This is a genomic window from Streptomyces diastaticus subsp. diastaticus (genome assembly GCF_011170125.1).
GTDB lineage: Bacteria > Actinomycetota > Actinomycetes > Streptomycetales > Streptomycetaceae > Streptomyces > Streptomyces diastaticus.
The window spans coordinates 641,766-658,561 of sequence record NZ_BLLN01000005.1; the positions used below are offsets into that span (position 1 = coordinate 641,766).

The following is a 16,796-nucleotide window of genomic DNA, read 5'->3' on the forward strand; positions in this document are numbered from 1 at the left end:
CCGCCACGTCGTCACGTTGGAGCCCTCATGCGCATTCTCGGAGTCAACGCCCTCTTCCACGATCCCGCCTGCGCCCTGGTCGTCGACGGCCGGGTGGTGGCCGCCGCCGAGGAGGAGCGGTTCAGCCGCCGCAAGCACGGCAAGCGCCCGCTGCCCTTCTCCGCCTGGGAGCTCCCGGAGCTGTCCGCCCGCTGGTGCCTGGAACAGGCCGGGCTGACCCCGGCGGACCTGGACGCGGTGGCCTACTCCTACGACCCGGGGCTCTCGGCACCGGCCGACGAGCTGGGCCTGGACGACCCCTGGGACTGGCTGCGGCAGGACTACGCCCGGCAGGCCCCCGGCTTCCTCGCCGAGGCGCTTCCGGGGCTGGCTCCCGGCAAGGTCCGCTTCGTCCCCCACCACATGGCGCACGCCGCGTCGGCCGGCATGGCGGGCCCGCACCGGGACAGCGCGGTGCTGGTCCTCGACGGGCGGGGCGAGTGCGGGGCGTACCTCGCCGGGCACTACCGGGACCGGGAGCTGACCGTCCTCGCCACGCAGGACCTGCCGGACTCGGTCGGCCTCTTCTACGAGGACCTGACGGAACACCTGGGCTTCCTGCGCAGCAGCGACGAGTTCAAGGTCATGGCCCTGGCCTCGTACGGCACGCCGCGCTTCGCCGACCGCATCCGGAGCTACGCGCGTCCCGAGGGGAACGGCCGGTTCCGGGCGCGTCCCGTGCCCTGGCGGGAGTTCACCCCGCGCCGGGGGCCGGGCGAGCCGTGGACGCGGGACCACGCGGACCTGGCCGCCAGCGCCCAGCAGTGCCTGGAGGAGACGGTGCTGGGGCTGGCCCGGTGGCTGCACGAGCAGACCGGTGAGGCGGCGCTGACCTTCGCCGGCGGCGTGGCCCTCAACTGCGTGGCCAACACCCGGCTGTACCGCGAGGGGCCGTTCCGCGAGGTGTGGGTGCAGCCGGCGGCCGGGGACGCGGGGACCGCCGTCGGAGCGGCGCTGCACGTGGCGCGGGAGAAGGAGCCGGTCGGCCCGATGCCGACCCCGGCGCTGGGCCGCGGCTGGAGCGACGAGGAGCTGCGGCAGTGGCTGGAGACCGCGGCCGTCCCCTACGAGGAGCCCGCGGACATCGCGGCCGTGGTCGCCGAGGAGCTGGCCCGGGACGGGGTGGTCGCCTGGTTCCAGGGACGGTCGGAGTTCGGGCCCCGGGCGCTCGGCCACCGCTCGCTCCTGGCCCACCCCGGCCGGGCCGCCAACCTGGAACGGCTCAACGCCGTGAAGGGCCGGGAGGAGTTCCGGCCGGTGGCCCCGATGGTGCTGGCCGAGCGGGCGGCGGAGATCTTCTCCGGTGGTCCGCTGCCCAGTCCCTACATGCTCTTCGTGCACGAGGTGGCCGAGGAGTGGCGCGAGCGCGTACCGGCGGTCGTGCACGTCGACGGCACCGCCCGGGTCCAGACCGTGGACGCCCGCGAGGAACCGCTGGTGGCACGGATGCTCACCGCGTTCGAGGAGCGCACCGGGCTGCCGGTGGTGGTGAACACCAGCCTGAACACCGCGGGCCGCCCCATGGTCGACGATCCCCGCGACGCCCTGGAGTGCTTCGGCTCGGCCCCGGTCGACCTGCTGGCACTGGGGCCGTTCGCGGTCCGTCGGGGGAGGTTCTTCGGATGAGCGTGGCCGATCCCCGGCAGGTACGGGGCGACGGGGGCACCGGTGCGCCGGACGCCCCGGCGTACGCCGTCGTCGTGCCGACCATCGGCCGGGAGTGCCTGGCCGACTGCCTGGCGGCGCTGGCGACGGCGGACGGGCCGCCGCCCGTCGAGGTCGTCGTCGTGGACGACCGGCCGGAGCCGGGCGACGAACTGCCGCTCGCCGCCGCCGGGGTGCTTCGCGACCGGCTGCGGGTGCGGGCGACCCACGGCGCGGGCCCGGCCGCCGCCCGCAACGCCGGGCTGCGCGAGGCCGGCGCCCCCTGGGTGGTCTTCCTCGACGACGACGTACGGGTGGACGCGGACTGGCGGCGCCGGCTGGCGGCCGACCTCGCGGCGGCCTCCCCGGCGACCGGCGGGGTCCAGGGGCGGCTGGTGGTGCCGCTGCCCGAGGACCGGCGGCCCACCGACTGGGAGCGCGGGACGGCGGGCCTCGCCGACGCCTCCTGGGCCACCGCCGACATGGCCTACCGGGCCGACGCGCTGCGGGCGGTGGGCGGGTTCGACGAACGGTTCCGCCGGGCGTTCCGGGAGGACGCCGACCTGGCGCTGCGGGTACTGGGCGCCGGCTGGGAACTGCGCCGGGGCGCGCGCACCACCCGTCACCCCGTCCGGCCCGCCGGCCCGTGGGTCTCGGTACGGGCCCAGCGCGGCAACGCCGACGACGTGCTGATGACGCGGCTGCACGGCCGCGACTGGTGGACGCGGGCCCGCGCCCCGAAGGGCAGGTTCCCCGGGCACCTCCTCGTCACCGCCGCCGCGGCCGCCGTCTCCCTCTGCCTGCTCACGGGCCACCGGCGCCCCGCCGCGCTGGCGGCCTCGCTGTGGGCGCTGGGCACGGCCGAGTTCACCGCGGCCCGGCTGCGGGGCGGCCCGTGGACGGCCCGGGAGGTCGCGACCATGGCGGCCACCAGCGTGCTGATCCCACCGCTGGCCGTCGGCCACCGGCTCGCCGGAACGGCCCGCCACCGCGGCGCCCGGCCCTGGCAGGGCGCCCCGTGACGCCCCCCGCCGGTCCGCCGGGGGCCCCGGCCGAGGGCGCTCAGGTGTGGGACGCCGTCCTCTTCGACCGGGACGACACCCTGGTGGTGGACGTCCCCTACAACGCCGACCCGGCCCGGGTCCGGCTCATGCCCGGCGCCCGGGAGGCGGTGGGGCTGCTCCGGGAACGCGGGGTGGCGACCGGCGTCGTCAGCAACCAGTCCGGGGTCGGGCGAGGCCTGCTCACCCCGGGCGACGTACGCCGGGTCAACCGGCGCGCCGACGCCCTGCTCGGCGGGCTCGACGTGTGGGTCTTCTGCCCGCACGCCCCCGGCGAGGGGTGCGCCTGCCGCAAACCCGCCCCCGGGCTCGTCCTGCGGGCGGCGCGGCGCCTCGGTGTGGCTCCGGAGCGGTGCGCGGTCGTCGGGGACATCGGAGCGGACGTCGCGGCCGCGCGGGCCGCGGGGGCGCGCGGCGTGCTGGTGCCGACCGCGCGGACCCTGGCCGAGGAGGTCGCGGCGGCCCCGCACACCGCGCCCGACCTGCTGAGCGCGGTCCGGGAACTGCTGGCCGCCGTCCGTCCGGAGCGGGTTGCGGCCCGGCCGGCGCGGCCCGGAGGGGAGGCCCGGTGAGAGCGCTCGTGGCACGGCTCGACAGCTTCGGTGACGTCCTGCTGGCCGGCCCCGCCGTACGGGCGGTGGCGGCCGCGGCCGACCAGGTGACGTTCTGGTGCGGCCCGCGGGGCGAACCGGCCGCCCGGCTGCTGCCGGGCGTCGACGACGTCCTGGTGTGGGAGGCGCCGTGGGAGGGCGTGCGGCCCCCGGCGGTGGACCCGGCGGCCGTGCGGGCGATGACGGACCGGCTGCGCGCGGGCGGGTACGACACGGCGCTGGTGCTGACCTCCTTCCACCAGAGCCCGCTGCCGGCCGCGTTGCTGCTGCGGCTGGCCGGCGTGGGCCGCGTCGGCGCGGACAGCACCGACCACCCCGGCAGCCTGCTGGACGTCCGGCACCGCCGGCTGCCCGGCCGGCACGAGGCCGAGGCCGCCCTGGACACCGCCGGGGCGATGGGGTTCGCCCTGCCCCCGGGCGACGACGGCGCGCTGCGGGTGAACCCGCCGCCGGACACCGTGCCGCTCACCGGCAACGGGCCGTACATCGTGGTGCACCCGGGCGCCAGCGTCCCGGCGCGGACCTGGAGCGCGGAACGGTGTGCCGAGGCGGTGGCGCTGCTGGCCGACGCGGGCCACCGGGTCGTGGTGACCGGCGGTACGGAGGAGCGGCGGCTGACCCGGTACGTCAGCGGGGACGTCGCCGTGGACCTCGGCGGCCGTACGGCTCCCCGCGTGCTCGCCGGAGTGCTGCGCGGGGCCGAGGCCGTGGTCTGCGGCAACACCGGACCGGCCCACCTGGCGGCCGCCGTGGGCACCCCCGTCGTCTCGCTGTTCGCCCCGGTCGTCCCGGCTGAGCGCTGGGGGCCCTACCGGGTTCCGGCCGTGCTGCTGGGCGACCAGGGGGCGCCGTGCGCGGGGACCCGCGCCCGTGACTGCCCGGTGCCCGGCCACCCGTGCCTGGAGCAGGTCACGGCGGCCGATGTCGTGCGGTCCGTGCAGAAGCTGCTGAAGGAGGCGGAATGAACATCTTGATCTGGCATGTGCACGGGTCCTGGACGACCTCGTTCGTCCAGGGGCCGCACGGCTACCTCGTCCCGGTCCTGCCCGGCCGGGGCCCCGACGGCCGTGGCCGGGCGCAGACCTGGCAGTGGCCCGCCACGGTCCGCGAGGTCGTCCCGGAGCGGCTGCGCGAGGAGCAGATCGACCTGATGGTGCTCCAGCGCCCGCACGAGGCGGAGCTGGCGGAACGGTGGACCGGGCGGGTGCCGGGCCGCGACGTGCCCGCCGTGTACGTGGAGCACAACGCGCCGGACGGCTCGCCTGAGCGCACCCGCCATCCGCTGGCCGGGCGGTCGGACATCCCGGTCGTGCACGTCACGCACTTCAACCGCCTCATGTGGGACTGCGGCCGCGCCCCGACGACGGTGGTGGAGCACGGCGTCGTCGACCCCGGTCCGCTGTGGAGCGGCGAGGTCGAACGGGCCGCGGTCGTCGTGAACGAGCCGGTGCGCCGGGGCCGCACGACCGGCACGGACCTGCTGCCGTCGTTCGCCGAGACGGTGCCGCTGGACGTCTTCGGGATGGGGACCGGGGGGCTGGCCGGCCACCTGGGCCTGCCCGCCGACCGCTGCCGCGCCCAGGACCTCCCGCAGAGCGAGTTGCACGCGGCGATGGCCCGGCGGCGGCTGTACCTGCACCCGGTGCGCTGGACCTCCCTCGGGCTGTCGCTCCTGGAGGCCATGTTCCTGGGCATGCCGGTGGTCGCCCTGGACACCACCGAGGCGCGGGACGCCGTCCCCCAGGAGGCGGGCGCCGTCTCGAACCGGCCGGAGGTGCTGCGCGACGCGGTGCGCGGGCTGCTCGCCGACCACGGCCTGGCGCGGGCGGCGGGCGAGGCGGCCCGGGCCGCGGCACTCGACCGGTACGGGCTCCGGCGGTTCCTGGACGACTGGGACCGGCTCATGAAGGAGGTCGCGCGATGAGGCAGCCCCGAAGGACGCCGCGGCGCGTCGCGATGGTCTCGGAGCACGCCAGTCCGCTGGCGGCGCTCGGCGGGGCGGACGCGGGCGGCCAGAACGTCTACGTGGCACGGCTCGCCGGGGAACTGGCCCGCCGGGGCCACGAGGTGACCGTCTACACGCGGCGCGACGACGAGAGCCTGCCGCCCCGGGTCGCGGCCGGCGGCTTCACCGTCGAGCACGTGGCGGCGGGCCCGCCCGGCCCTGTCCCGAAGGACGAGTTGCTGCCGTTCATGCCCGCCTTCGGCGAGCGTCTGGCCCGGGACTGGACGGCCCGTCCGCCGGACGTGGTGCACGCCCACTTCTGGATGTCCGGCACGGCGGCGCTGGCCGGGGCCCAGGGGCCGGGCGTGCCGGTCGTGCAGACGTTCCACGCGCTCGGCACGGTCAAGCGGCGCCACCAGGGGCCCGCCGACACCAGCCCGCCCGGGCGGATCGCCACCGAGGCCGAGCTGGGCCGGCTGTGCCGGACCGTGCTCGCGACCTGCGCCGACGAGGTCCGCGAACTGCTGGCGATGGGGGTGCCGTCGCACCGGGTGGCCGTGGTGCCCTGCGGCGTGGACACCGACCACTTCTCCCCGGTCGCCGGTGTGCCCGCCGGCGGCCCCGGCTCCCCGCGCACTCTGCTGGCCGTCGGCCGGCTGGTGCCGCGCAAGGGCTTCGACCGGGCGATTCGGGCGCTGCGGCACCTCCCCGACACCCACCTGCTCGTCGCGGGCGGCCCCCACGCGTCCCTGCTCTTCGCCGACCCGGAGGCCGAGCGGCTGCGGAAGATCGCCGCGGAGTGCGAGGTGGCCGACCGGGTGACCCTGCTGGGCGCCGTGCCGCACGCGCAGATGCCCGCGCTGCTCTCCCGGGCCGACCTGGTGCTGTCGCTCCCGCAGTACGAACCCTTCGGCATCGTGCCGATCGAGGCGATGTCCTGCGGGGCGCCGGTGGTGGCGACGGCCGTCGGGGGCCAGCTCGACACGGTCGTCGACCAGGTCACCGGTGCGCACGTGCCGGGCCGGCCGGAGGGTTCGGGACCGGACGGCGACCGCTTCCTCGTCCGGGTCGTCCGCGACCTGCTGGACGACCCCGCCCGCCTGGCGCGGTACGGCGCGGCCGGGCGGCGCCGGGCACTGGACCACTACACCTGGGACCGGGTGGCCGACGGTGTCGCCCGGGTGTACGAAGGAGCCATGGCGGCTCCCCCGCTCTCGGAGGCAGCTCGATGAAACCGGGTATCGACGCACATCCCCGCACCCCGCAGCCGGCCGGGACCGACGACCGGCACTGCGACGAACTCCTCACGGCCCTGGCGGCGTTCCGCCGCTCGGCGCCGCTGCTCCACCGCTGGGGCGGCACGCTCGCCCAGGCCCTCGGCAGCGGCGCGCGCCTGCTCGTCGCGGGCAACGGCGGCAGCGCCGCGCAGGCCCAGCACCTGACGGCGGAACTGGTGGGCCGCTACCGCGACGACCGGCCGGCCTACTCGGCACTGGCCCTGCACGCCGACACCTCCTCGACGACGGCCATCGCCAACGACTACGGCGTGCAGGAGGTCTTCGCACGGCAGGTCAGGGCGCACGGCCGGGCCGGCGACGTGCTGATGCTCCTGTCCACCAGCGGGGCCAGCGCCAACCTGCTGGCCGCCGCCGAGCAGGCGCGCGGCGCCGGGATGGCGGTGTGGGCGCTGACCGGCCCGGCACCCAACCCGCTGGAGGCCGTGTGCGACGAGGCGCTCTGCGTGGACGCTCCCGTCTCGGCGACCGTCCAGGAACTGCATCTGGTCGCGGTCCACATGCTCTGCGAGTCCTTCGACCGGGCGGTGGAGCTCACCGCCGGCCCGGCCGCGGTGGTGGAGGCGCCGCCCGCGGACACCGGCCTGACGGGGACGGAGGCCGGGCAGTGACGGCGCGCGCGCCGCTGGTGGTGGTCGGGGACGCGCTGCTCGACGAGGACGTGCACGGCCGGGTGGAACGGCTGGCGCCCGACGCCCCCGTGCCGGTGGTCAGCGGCGCCCGAGCGGTGCGGCGGCCGGGCGGCGCGGCGCTCGCCGCCCGGCTCGCCGCCCGGGACGGCCGGGAGGTCACCCTCGTCACCGCCCTGGGCGCCGACCCGGCCTCGCGGGCGGTCCGGGAACTGCTCGCCGGGTCGGTGCGGCTGGTCGAACTGCCGCTCTCGGGCACGCTCCCCCGCAAGACCCGGGTACTGGGCGCGGACCGCCCGCTGCTCCGCCTCGACGAGGGCGACGGCCGGGCCGGGGAGGCCACGGAGGAGGCCCGCTCGGTGGTACGCGCCGCCCGGGGCCTGCTCGTGGCGGACTACGGCCGGGGCGCCGCCGACGTCCTGCGGGCCGGACTGGAGCGGGCGGCCGCCCGTACGCCGGTCGTCTGGGACCCGCACCCGCGCGGTGGCCCGCCCGTTCCCGGGACCCGGCTGGTGACGCCCTCCGCGGCCGAGGCCGCCGGCTTCGCTCGCCGCCTCACCGACGACCCGCCGCACGGCTCAGCCCCTTCGGGCCCGGGGACGCTGGAGCGGGCCGTCCGGGACGCCGGGCTGCTGCTCGACGCCTGGGGTGCCGCCGCCGTCGCCGTGACCCTCGGCGAGCGGGGGGCGCTGCTGACCCACGGGGAGACGCCGCTGTTCGTCCCGGCGGCGGTGTCCGCGCACGGTGACGCCTGCGGTGCGGGCGACCGGTTCGCGGCGACCGCCGCCGGGCTGCTGGCGGACGAGGCCCTGCCCGAGGAGGCGGTCCGCGCCGCCGTGGCGGCCGCCACCCGTTACGTCGCGGAGGGCGGTGCGGCGTCGGTCGTCGCCGACGGCCGGCCGGAGACGGCGTCCGCGCCGCCGGGCGCCCGCGAACTGGCCGAGCGGGTACGGGCCCGGGGTGGCACGGTGGCCGCCGCGGGCGGCTGCTTCGACCTGCTGCACGCCGGGCACGTGGCGCTCCTGGAGGCCGCCCGCCGTACCGGCGACTGCCTCATCGTCTGCCTCAACTCGGACGCCTCCGTCCGCCGCCGCAAGGGCCCCGGCAGGCCGCTGGTGGAGGCGGCCGACCGGATGCGTGTCCTCAACGCCCTGGAGTGCGTGGACGCCGTCGCCGTCTTCGACGAGGACACCCCGGAGCGGCTGCTGGGCGAACTGCGCCCGCACATCTGGGCCAAGGGCGGCGACTACGCCCGGTCGGCGCTGCCGGAGACCCGGCTCGTGGAGAGCTGGGGCGGCCAGGTGCTGCTCCTGCCCTATCTGGACGGGCGGTCCACCACCACGCTGGCCGAACGGGCCGCGCGCCCGCCCGCACCCGCGCCGGAGGGTACGCCGTGAGCGCCGCCGCGACCGGGCGGCCGACGGTGCTCGTCCTGCGGGCCCTGGGCCTGGGCGACCTGCTCGCCGGGGTGCCCGCGCTTCGCGCCCTGCGCCGCGCCTTCCCCGGCCACCGGACGGTCCTCGCCGCCCCCGCCGCGCTGCGGGAGGCGGCCGCCGCGACCGGCGCCGTGGACGCGCTGTTCCCCGCCGCCGCCCCGGGCCGCGGCGTGCCGGACCTGCGCCACTGGCCGGGCCCGCCCCCGGAACTCGCCGTCGACCTGCACGGCACCGGCCCGCTCAGCCGCGACGCGCTGGCCGCCCTGACGCCCCGGCGGCTGCTGGCGTACGCGCGGCCGCAGGGCGGCGCGGCGGGCCCCCGGCCGCGCCGCTCGGAGCACGAGCGGGAGCGCTGGTGCCGGCTGCTGCGGGCGCACGGTGTGCCGGCGGACAGCGGTGACCTGCTGCTGGCGGCGCCCCCGGTCGCCTCGCCCGCCCCGGACGCGGTGGTGCTGCATCCCGGCGCCGACGCCGTCGCCCGGTGCTGGCCCGCCGAGCGGTACGCCCAGGTCGCCGCCACGCTGGCCGCTGAGGGGCACCGGGTCGTCCTGACGGGCGGGCCGGGCGAGGACGCCCTGGTCGCCGCGGTGGCGGGCGCCGCGGGGATCGGCCCGGACCACCTGTTCACCGGCGGGCTGCCCTTCTCGCGGCTGTCGGCCCTGATCGCCTCGGCCCGGCTGGTGATCAGCGGCGACACCGGTCCCGCCCATCTCGCGGCGGCCCACGCGGTGCCCTCGGTCACCCTCTTCGGCCCGGTGCCGCCGAGCGCGTGGGGCCCGCCCCCTCGGCGGCGGCACGCGGTCCTGTGGCACACCGGCCCGCCCGGCGATCCGCACGGGACCGCCCCCGACCCGCAACTGCTGCGGGTCACCGTGGACGAGGTGCTGACCGCCGCCCGCAACCGCCTCCCGGCGGCCGGCGCCGCGACGCCGGCCGCGGACGGGGAAGGGAGCGCCCGTGTCCGCTGAGTCCCCCGCGAACCGGGCCGACGGGCGGACCACCGTCGCCGTCATCACCCGGGACCGGCCCGGCAGCGCCCTGCGCACGCTGGACCGGCTGGCCGGGCTGCCCGAGCGCCCGCCGGTGGTGGTCGTCGACAACGGCTCGGATCCGGAAACCACCGCCGTCCTGCGACGCCACCCCGTCGGCGCCCGCGTCCTGCGCCCGCCCCGCAACACCGGCGCGCTCGGCCGAAACTGGGCGGTGCGCCAGGCCTCGACCCCCTATGTGGCGTTCAGCGACGACGACTCCTGGTGGGAGCCGGGGACGCTGCGCCGCGCGGCCGACCTGTTCGACGGCCACCCCCGGCTCGGGCTTCTCGCCGCCCGCACCCTGGTCGGGGACGAGGCCGAGGAGGATCCGCTCAACGCCGTCCTCTCCGCCTCCCCCCTGCCGCCCGCCGCCGACCTGCCCGGCGTTCCCGTGCTGGGTTTCCTCGGCTGCGCGGCCGTGGCCCGCCGCTCGGCCTTCCTCGGCGCCGGGGGCTACCACCGCGTCCTCTTCTTCGGCGCCGAGGAGACCCTGCTCGCCTACGACCTCTCCGCACTCGGCTGGGGCGTCGTCCACGAGCCCTCCCTCGTCGCCCGCCACCACCCGGACACCGCGCCCCGGCCCGGCCGCACCTCCCTGGTCCGGCGCAACGAACTGCTCACCGAGTGGCTGCGCAGGCCGCTGCCGGTGGCGCTCGGCAGCACCCGGCGGCTGGCGGCCGACGCGCTCGGCGGGGACGCGGCCGCCCGCGGCGCGCTCGGCGGGGCCCTGCTGCGGCTGCCCCGGGCGCTGTGGCACCGCAGGCCGCTGCCGCCGCCGGTCGAGGCGGCCGTCCGCACCGTACGGAACGTGCCGCCGCCCCCTCGCCCCGTGGAGCGGACATGACCGAGCATCCCGTGGCGACGACGCCCGGCAGGGCGGGCCCCGACGACCGGGTCAGCGTCGTCGTGATCACCCGCGACCGCCGTGAGGAGCTCCTGCGCACCCTGCGGCTGCTGCGGGACCTGCCGGAGCGGCCCCCGGTCCTCGTCGTGGACAACGACTCCACCGACGGCACCGCCGAGGCGGTGTCCGCCGCGTTCCCCGGGATGACCCTGCTGCGGGCCGGGAGCAACCTGGGCGCCGTCGGGCGCAACCTCGCGGTCGCCCGCGTCCGTACGCCGTACGTGGCCTTCTGCGACGACGACAGCTGGTGGGAGCCGGGCTCGCTGCGTGCGGCCGCCGACCTGCTGGACGCCCGCCCCCGGCTGGCCGGGGTCACCGCGCGCATCCTCGTGGAGCCCTCCGGCGAGGAGGACCCGGTCGTCGCGGAACTGCGCGACTCGCCCCTGACGGGACCACCGTGGCTGCCCGGCCCGGCGCTCGGCTCCTTCCTGGCCGCCGCCACCGTCCTGCGCGCCGACGCCTTCCGGCAGGCGGGCGGCTTCCACCCGGCGCTGTGGCTCGGCGGCGAGGAGGAACTGCTCGCCACCGACCTCCAGCGGGCGGGCTGGTGGCTGAGTTACGCGCCCGCGCTGACGATCCACCACGCCCCCTCCCGGCTCCGGGACTCCCGGGCCCGGCGGATCGTCGGCCTGCGCAACACCCTGTGGTTCACCTGGCTGCGCCGCCCGCTGTGGTCCGCGGTCCGCCGCACCGCCCATCTGGCGCGCACGGTGCCCCGGGACGCCGCCTCGGTGACCGCCTTCGGCCGGGCACTGGCCGGACTGCCCTGGGTACTGCGGCTGCGCGACCCGGTCTCCGCGCCGCTGGAGGCACGTATGCGGGCCTTGGAGGAGGCGCAGCGCGCGGGTGGGTCACGACGGTACGTCGGCTGACCCGCGCTCCGGGCCGGCGGCGGCCTGATCGCTCTCCACGTGGCTGCGGACCCGGGCGCACGCCTGGGCGATCAGGCGGGAGACGTGCATCTGGGAGAGCCCCAGCTCCGCCCCGATCGAGCCTTGCGTCATGGAGCGGAAGAACCGCAGGTACAGGATGCGCTTCTCCCGCTCGGGCAGCGCGGCCAGCGCGCGCCGCACCGACTCGCGGTCCTCCACCAGGGCGTACCCCGGTTCCGCGGCCCCCTGCACGTCCCCCACCGCGAACGGCACGTGCGGGTTGAGCAGGGCCTCCAGGGAGACCGGCCGGTAGCTGTGCACGGCCTCCAGCCCCCGGCGTACGTCCTCGCCGGACAGTGCGGTGTGCGCGGCCAGCTCCTCGACGGTGGGACGGCGGGGCGCGGTGCGGGGCCCGAGTGCGTTGAGGGCGGCCCGGACGACGGTGCACAGCTCCTGGACCCGGCGCGGGACGTGCAGGCCCCAGGTGTTGTCCCGGAAGTGCCGCTTGATCTCCCCGCGCACGGTGGGCACGGCGAAGCTCGCGAAGGCCCCCGCCCGCTCGGGGTCGTAGCGGTCGATCGCCTTCATCAGGCCGAGGGCGGCCACCTGGCAGAGGTCCTCGTAGGGCTCGCCGCGCTCCTGGTAGCGGGAGGCGAGCCGGCGGGCCATGGGCAGCCACGCCTCCAGCAGCGCCGCGCGCAGCCGCTGCTTCTCCTGCCCCTCGGGCAGCGCGCGCAGCCGGCGGAACCACTCGGCCGTACGTCCGGGGTCCGGCTCGTCCGGGAAGCGCCGCGGTGCGGTGATCGTCATCGGTGCGCTCCGGGGTGCCAGGTTCACGAGGACTCGGGAGGTGCCCGACGCCCCGGCCCGCGAGTTGCCCGCTCACCTGTGGCCAGGACCGGCGCCTTACGTCCATCCTGTCGGTCCGCTCCCACCTCGCACCTTTTGGCGGCCGGTCGGACGAGCCGCCGTGCCGCTCGCGGCGGCGGTGCCGGTGCGGGGGCCGACGTCCTGTGCGAGATTGAGGCTGACCGGCCCCGGCGGTCCCGGTCACCCGAGAGGGACTCTCGTCCCCGCCGCGAGCGGGAAGGGATCACCATGCAGACGTTCCTGCCCTGGCCCGGCTTCGCCGCGTCGGCCGCGGTCCTCGATCCGCGCAGGCTGGGCAAACAGCGGGTCGAGGCGCTCCAGGTGCTGCGCGGCCTGACCGTCCCCGGCTACGGCTGGCGGCACCACCCCGCCGTGCGGATGTGGACCGGCTACGAGGAGGCGCTGGTCCGCTACGGCCTCGACGTGTGCGAGACCTGGACGGCGTCGGGCCGCGCGGACACCTGCGCGGCCTCCCTGGTCGCCGGCTTCGCGGACCGCCGGACGGACCCGGACGTACGGACCCAGGAACAGCTGGCCGCCGACGGCGAGTTGCCGCCCTGGCTCGGCGACCCGGCGTTCCACCGCAGCCACCGCTCGGCCCTGCGCGCCAAGGATCCGGCGTTCTACGCGCCCGTGTTCCCCGACGACCCCGACGACCTGCCGTACGTCTGGCCCGCCTCGGACCGGGACCACCCGAAAAAGTGAGGGTGTGGTGAGCGAGGGGCGCGCCCGAGCGGCCGGGGACAGCCGTCGCACGCCGGCCGAATGAACGGGGTCCGGCCCGGGCCGACGCGCCCGCCCCGTCCGTCGGCCGGGGAGCGGCAGGCGCCAGAACGGAGGTGCCCCGCCGCCTCGGCCGGCCGGCTCCGGTCACCGAAGACGACCGAGGGCCGGCTTCGGATGTCCCGAAGCCGGCCCTCGATCTACGACTCTCACGAGTCGGGACGACAGGATTTGAACCTGCGACCCCTTGACCCCCAGTCAAGTGCGCTACCAAGCTGCGCCACGTCCCGGTGCGCGGTCTGCGGTGGTGCTGCCGACCGCGCGAGAAGAACTTTACCCCACGTGCGGCAGTGGTTCGGCATCCGTGGGGAGGCGGCTCAGGCGAGGGCCGCGCGGGCCTGTTCGGCGAGGGCGTCGGCGCCGCACAGTCGGGCCAGCCGCAGGCCGCGGTGGAGTTGGTCGCGGTCGGCCGCGGCGAGGCCGAGGGCGATCCGGGCGCGGGCCAGCTCGTCCTGGGCCGGGGATTCCTCCAGGTGGGCCACGGCCCGGGCGTGCAGGGCAGGGGCGGCCTCGGCCGGGGCGAGGGCGGCCTCGCAGCCGAGCGCCATGCCCAGGGCGGTCGGGGTGCCGAAGCGTTCGGCGTCGACGCGCAGGCGGCGGGTGAGGGCGTGGGCGCGCTCGGGGTCGCGGTCGGCCAGGGCGGCGGCCAGGTCGCGGGGCCAGGGGGCCCAGACCGGGTTGTGGCGGCCCCGCCCGGCCGCGGCGGAGGCGGCCTCGAGTTCGGCGACGGCCTCGTCGGCGCGGCCCAGGGCCAGCAGGAGGCGGCCGCGGACGCTGGGGGCGTCGGGCAGGATCATGGCGTCGGGGTAGGGCGGGCCGAAGCCCCGGGCCAGGGCGAGGCGGTGTGCCTCGGCGGTGCGACCGCGGGCCAGGAGGGTGTCGACGAGCAGGCAGACGGTGCCCCGGTGGACGGGGAGTCCGGTGCCGATGCTGTCGGCGAGCCGCAGTGCCTCGCCGAGGCGCGTCTCGGCCTCGGCGAGACGGCCGCGCCGCCGCAGGACGGCGCCGGTGAGCATGTGGGCGAAGGCCAGGTGGCCGCCGCTCCAGCCGGAGCTCTCGCAGGCGCGCACGGCTTCGCCGAAGAGCTGCTCGGCGTGGTCGAGTTCGTCGATCCAGGTGTAGGTGACGCCGGCGAGGCACGGGTATGCGAAGCCCCAGGTGGTGTCGGTCCAGCCGAGGCCCGGGGCGGGGCGGCCGTCGATGAGGGCGCGGGCGCAGAACTCGGCGACGACGGTGTGGTTCTCGCCGCGCAGCATCCCGTCGAAGGCCCGCAGGGTGAGCAGGGCCCGTTCGGCGTTGTCCTCGCCGGTGAGGGGGTCGGCCAGCTCGGCGAGGCGGCGGGAGCGGCCGGGGCCGTCGTCCTCGGTGGCGCGGAAGGCGTCGTACATGAAGTGGGCGGTCCGCAGGCGTGCGCGTTCGGGGCCGGGGTCGGTGGTGGCCGCGGCGAAGGCGACGCTGAGGGAGGCTTCGCGCATCTGCTGGTTGCGGGCGAGCGCCTGGGCGAGGCGGAAGGTGGCGTCGGCGCGCAAGGTGTCGTCGAGGCCGGGGAGTTCGAGGGCGGCGCGCAGGTGGCGGACGGTGTCGGCGGGTGAGGTGAACAGGGCGGCGCGGCCCAGTTCGTGGTGGACGAGGGCGCGCAGATGGTGCTCGGGCGGTTCGCGCAGAGCGCGTTCGAGGCAGCGGCGGGCCGCGTCGGGCGCGCCGACGGCCAGGTGGTCGCGGGCGGCCCGGCGTAACTGCTCGACCAGGGCGGAGTTCTCGCCGGGGTGGACCTCCAGGAGGTGGCGGGCGGCGGCGGCCGGGCCCGTCCCCTCGGCGGTCAGGAGCCAGGCGGCGCGGCTGTGGAAGGCGGTGCGCAGGGGGCCGGGTACGGCGTCGTAGACGGCCTGGGCGACCAGCGGATGGGTGAAGTCGACGGTGTCGCCCGGTCTCAGGACGCGGGCGGCGCTCAGGTCGGCGGCGGCGCCGGCCCGTCGGGCGGCCGAGAGTCCGGCGAGGCTGCCGGCGAGCCGCAGGGGTACGCCGGCGCCGAGGACGGCGGCGGCCCAGGCGAGCCGGGCGGCGTCGGGGCCCAGGGCGCCGAGGCGGTCGGCGAGCCGGGGGCCGCGGACGGTGGCGGCGAGTTCCCGGACGGCGGCCGGCTGGTCGGTGCCGGGGGCGAGCGGGTGCTCGCTCAGGTGCGTGAGGAGTTCGACCAGTTCGTAGGGGTTGCCGCCGGTGGCGGTCCACAGTTCGCGTCCGAGGGTGTCGGGGACACCGGTGCCCAGGGTGCGGCCGGTGAGGTGGGTGGCGGCCTCGGGGGTGAGGGCGCGCAGCGTGACGCGCTGGCGGGCGGCGGTGCCCAGCGTGCCGAGGTGCGGGCGGCTCTCCTCGGCGGCGTGCTCGGCGGGCCGGTGGGCGACGACCAGCAGGAGCGGGAGGCGGGCCAGGCCGGGGGCGAGGGCGGAGAGCCAGCCGAGGGACTCGCCGTCGGCCCAGTGGGCGTCGTCGAGGACCAGGACCAGCGGGCGGTCACGGTGGCGGCGGGCGGCGCGGGCGGCCACCTCCACCAGGGCGTCCTGGACGCCCCGGGGGTCGGCGGGGGTGGACCCCGGGGCGTTGAGGCCGAGGGCGGGGCCGGCCAGGGCGCGGTGGGGGCCCAGCAGGTCGGCCCGGCCTCCGGGTGCGGCGAGGTCGGGGGCGAACAGGGCGCGGGCGGTCTGGAAGGGGACGGCGGTGGTCGCGGGGTCGGCGCGGGCGGAGCGGACGGCGCAGCGTTCGGCGGCCCGGGCGCGGACGGCGGCCAGGACGGAGGTCTTGCCGATGCCCGCGGCACCGCTGTAGACGAGCAGGCCGCCCTCGGGACGGGCGCGGCACAAGGCGTCGACCGCACGGTCCGCCGCCGCGAGTTCCAGGTCGCGTTCCAGCAGCGGGTCACCGGGCCACGGGGGCGGCGTGGTCGTCATGCCTGTCCAAGGGGGCTCGTCCGAGGTGCGGTTACTCCGACGAGCCTAGTCGTCCCGGTGGTACGGGCGACGTACTTCGGCCGCTTCCGGACGCCCGGCGCACCCCGGGCGTGCGGAGAGCGGGTGAGGGGTGCGGGCCGGGCTCCGGCGGTGGCGGGCAGGATGGAGGGATGGAACCCAGGGATGACAGGAGCGGGGCTTCGGGCGAGGAGCGCGCGGTGGTACGGCCCGGCCGGGCGCGGGACCGGGACGCCGAGGGCAGGGCACGCAACGCCCGCCCCCGGGACGGCCTGGGCCGCCCCCTGCCGTACGGCGCGCCGGGGGTGCCGAGGGCGCCGGAGGGAGTGGTCCGGACGGCCGGCGCGTCGGTGGACGAGGCCCAGGAACTGCTGCGGGCGGGGCGGCCCTTCCACGCGCACGAGGTGTTCGAGGACGCCTGGAAGTCGGGGCCCGAGGAGGAGCGCGCCCTGTGGCGCGGGCTGGCCCAGACGGCGGTGGGACTCACCCACGCGGCCCGGGGCAACACGACCGGCGGGGCCCGGCTGCTGCGGCGCGGTGCGGACGAGGTGGCGCGGTGGGCCGCTGCCGGCGGGCCGGCCGAGGCGGCTCCGGGCGGTCTGGACACGGGCGGCGTGGTGGCGTGGGCGCGGGCCCTGGCGGACCGGGTGGACGCCGAGGGCCAGGTGGCGGACGCGGCGGCCGTGGCACCGCGGTTGCGCGCGTCGCACTGA

At 77.9% G+C, this 16,796-nt stretch carries 15 protein-coding genes and 1 tRNA gene; 13 read left to right on the forward strand and 3 right to left on the reverse strand.

Annotated elements, in window-relative coordinates:
- Positions 1-27: 27 nt before the first annotated feature.
- Genes Sdia_RS20375 through Sdia_RS20425 form a run of 11 tightly spaced genes read left to right on the forward strand, consistent with a single transcriptional unit; the run spans position 28 to position 11,467 of the window.
- Positions 28-1,665, forward strand: coding sequence for a carbamoyltransferase family protein (locus tag Sdia_RS20375; RefSeq protein ID WP_164378225.1), 1,638 nt, complete (start codon positions 28-30; stop codon positions 1,663-1,665).
- Positions 1,662-2,705: a glycosyltransferase family 2 protein gene (locus tag Sdia_RS20380; RefSeq protein ID WP_189499893.1), complete on the forward strand. Its 1,044-nt coding sequence runs from the start codon at positions 1,662-1,664 to the stop codon at positions 2,703-2,705. The genes Sdia_RS20375 and Sdia_RS20380 overlap by 4 nt, the downstream gene beginning before the upstream one ends.
- Positions 2,702-3,316 carry a D-glycero-alpha-D-manno-heptose-1,7-bisphosphate 7-phosphatase gene (locus Sdia_RS20385; RefSeq protein WP_181844087.1) on the forward strand — a complete coding sequence of 205 codons (615 nt, stop codon included), beginning with the start codon at positions 2,702-2,704 and terminating at the stop codon, positions 3,314-3,316. Before Sdia_RS20380 ends, Sdia_RS20385 begins: the two co-directional genes overlap by 4 nt.
- Complete coding sequence (locus tag Sdia_RS20390; RefSeq protein ID WP_189499892.1) at positions 3,313-4,320, forward strand: glycosyltransferase family 9 protein; 1,008 nt, start codon at positions 3,313-3,315, stop codon at positions 4,318-4,320. The genes Sdia_RS20385 and Sdia_RS20390 overlap by 4 nt, the downstream gene beginning before the upstream one ends.
- On the forward strand, positions 4,317-5,279 hold the full coding sequence (locus Sdia_RS20395; protein ID WP_100453740.1) for a glycosyltransferase: 963 nt from the start codon (positions 4,317-4,319) through the stop codon (positions 5,277-5,279). Before Sdia_RS20390 ends, Sdia_RS20395 begins: the two co-directional genes overlap by 4 nt.
- Complete coding sequence (locus tag Sdia_RS20400) at positions 5,276-6,532, forward strand: glycosyltransferase (RefSeq protein WP_100453739.1); 1,257 nt, start codon at positions 5,276-5,278, stop codon at positions 6,530-6,532. Before Sdia_RS20395 ends, Sdia_RS20400 begins: the two co-directional genes overlap by 4 nt.
- Positions 6,529-7,206, forward strand: coding sequence for a D-sedoheptulose-7-phosphate isomerase (locus Sdia_RS20405; RefSeq protein WP_164382948.1), 678 nt, complete (start codon positions 6,529-6,531; stop codon positions 7,204-7,206). Before Sdia_RS20400 ends, Sdia_RS20405 begins: the two co-directional genes overlap by 4 nt.
- A complete protein-coding gene (rfaE2, locus tag Sdia_RS20410) occupies positions 7,203-8,621 on the forward strand; it encodes a D-glycero-beta-D-manno-heptose 1-phosphate adenylyltransferase (RefSeq protein WP_100453738.1) in 1,419 nt (472 codons plus the stop codon). The genes Sdia_RS20405 and rfaE2 overlap by 4 nt, the downstream gene beginning before the upstream one ends.
- Positions 8,618-9,628 (forward strand): glycosyltransferase family 9 protein, encoded by a 1,011-nt coding sequence (locus Sdia_RS20415; RefSeq protein ID WP_229830351.1) that lies wholly within the window; start codon positions 8,618-8,620, stop codon positions 9,626-9,628. Before rfaE2 ends, Sdia_RS20415 begins: the two co-directional genes overlap by 4 nt.
- The gene (locus Sdia_RS20420) at positions 9,618-10,535 is read left to right on the forward strand and encodes a glycosyltransferase family 2 protein (RefSeq protein ID WP_100453737.1); all 918 of its coding nucleotides are present in this window, start codon (positions 9,618-9,620) and stop codon (positions 10,533-10,535) included. The genes Sdia_RS20415 and Sdia_RS20420 overlap by 11 nt, the downstream gene beginning before the upstream one ends.
- The gene (locus Sdia_RS20425) at positions 10,532-11,467 is read left to right on the forward strand and encodes a glycosyltransferase family 2 protein (RefSeq protein ID WP_115069299.1); all 936 of its coding nucleotides are present in this window, start codon (positions 10,532-10,534) and stop codon (positions 11,465-11,467) included. The genes Sdia_RS20420 and Sdia_RS20425 overlap by 4 nt, the downstream gene beginning before the upstream one ends.
- Here Sdia_RS20425 and Sdia_RS20430 read toward each other — a convergent pair.
- The gene (locus tag Sdia_RS20430) at positions 11,447-12,277 is read right to left on the reverse strand and encodes a SigB/SigF/SigG family RNA polymerase sigma factor (RefSeq protein WP_189499891.1); all 831 of its coding nucleotides are present in this window, start codon (positions 12,275-12,277) and stop codon (positions 11,447-11,449) included. The genes Sdia_RS20425 and Sdia_RS20430 overlap by 21 nt on opposite strands.
- A gap of 288 nt (positions 12,278-12,565) precedes the next feature.
- Here Sdia_RS20430 and Sdia_RS20435 point away from each other — a divergent pair, with 288 nt between their 5' ends.
- Entirely contained in the window at positions 12,566-13,042 is a 477-nt protein-coding gene (locus Sdia_RS20435) for an MSMEG_6728 family protein (RefSeq protein WP_100453734.1), read from the forward strand.
- A 234-nt stretch (positions 13,043-13,276) separates the two neighbouring features.
- On the opposite strand, the gene Sdia_RS20440 is transcribed toward Sdia_RS20435, so the two are convergent.
- Both Sdia_RS20440 and Sdia_RS20445 read right to left on the reverse strand, forming a co-directional pair.
- A tRNA-Pro gene (locus Sdia_RS20440) sits at positions 13,277-13,350 on the reverse strand.
- Positions 13,351-13,437: 87 nt separating this feature from the next.
- Positions 13,438-16,065 (reverse strand): ATP-binding protein, encoded by a 2,628-nt coding sequence (locus Sdia_RS20445; RefSeq protein WP_189499890.1) that lies wholly within the window; start codon positions 16,063-16,065, stop codon positions 13,438-13,440.
- A 170-nt stretch (positions 16,066-16,235) separates the two neighbouring features.
- Here Sdia_RS20445 and Sdia_RS20450 point away from each other — a divergent pair, with 170 nt between their 5' ends.
- Entirely contained in the window at positions 16,236-16,796 is a 561-nt protein-coding gene (locus Sdia_RS20450) for a DUF309 domain-containing protein (RefSeq protein ID WP_100453732.1), read from the forward strand.

Excerpts from the sequence above, each read along its gene's own strand:
- Sdia_RS20425 (WP_115069299.1), top strand. The coding sequence starts at position 10,532 with ATGACCGAGCATCCCGTGGCGACGACGCCCGGCAGGGCGGGCCCCGAC.
- Sdia_RS20435 (WP_100453734.1), top strand. The coding sequence starts at position 12,566 with ATGCAGACGTTCCTGCCCTGGCCCGGCTTCGCCGCGTCGGCCGCGGTC.
- Sdia_RS20405 (WP_164382948.1), top strand. The coding sequence starts at position 6,529 with ATGAAACCGGGTATCGACGCACATCCCCGCACCCCGCAGCCGGCCGGG.
- Sdia_RS20430 (WP_189499891.1), bottom strand. The coding sequence starts at position 12,277 with ATGACGATCACCGCACCGCGGCGCTTCCCGGACGAGCCGGACCCCGGA.
- Sdia_RS20395 (WP_100453740.1), top strand. The coding sequence starts at position 4,317 with ATGAACATCTTGATCTGGCATGTGCACGGGTCCTGGACGACCTCGTTC.
- Sdia_RS20380 (WP_189499893.1), top strand. The coding sequence starts at position 1,662 with ATGAGCGTGGCCGATCCCCGGCAGGTACGGGGCGACGGGGGCACCGGT.
- Sdia_RS20445 (WP_189499890.1), bottom strand. The coding sequence starts at position 16,065 with ATGACGACCACGCCGCCCCCGTGGCCCGGTGACCCGCTGCTGGAACGC.
- Sdia_RS20400 (WP_100453739.1), top strand. The coding sequence starts at position 5,276 with ATGAGGCAGCCCCGAAGGACGCCGCGGCGCGTCGCGATGGTCTCGGAG.
- Sdia_RS20450 (WP_100453732.1), top strand. The coding sequence starts at position 16,236 with ATGGAACCCAGGGATGACAGGAGCGGGGCTTCGGGCGAGGAGCGCGCG.
- Sdia_RS20375 (WP_164378225.1), top strand. The coding sequence starts at position 28 with ATGCGCATTCTCGGAGTCAACGCCCTCTTCCACGATCCCGCCTGCGCC.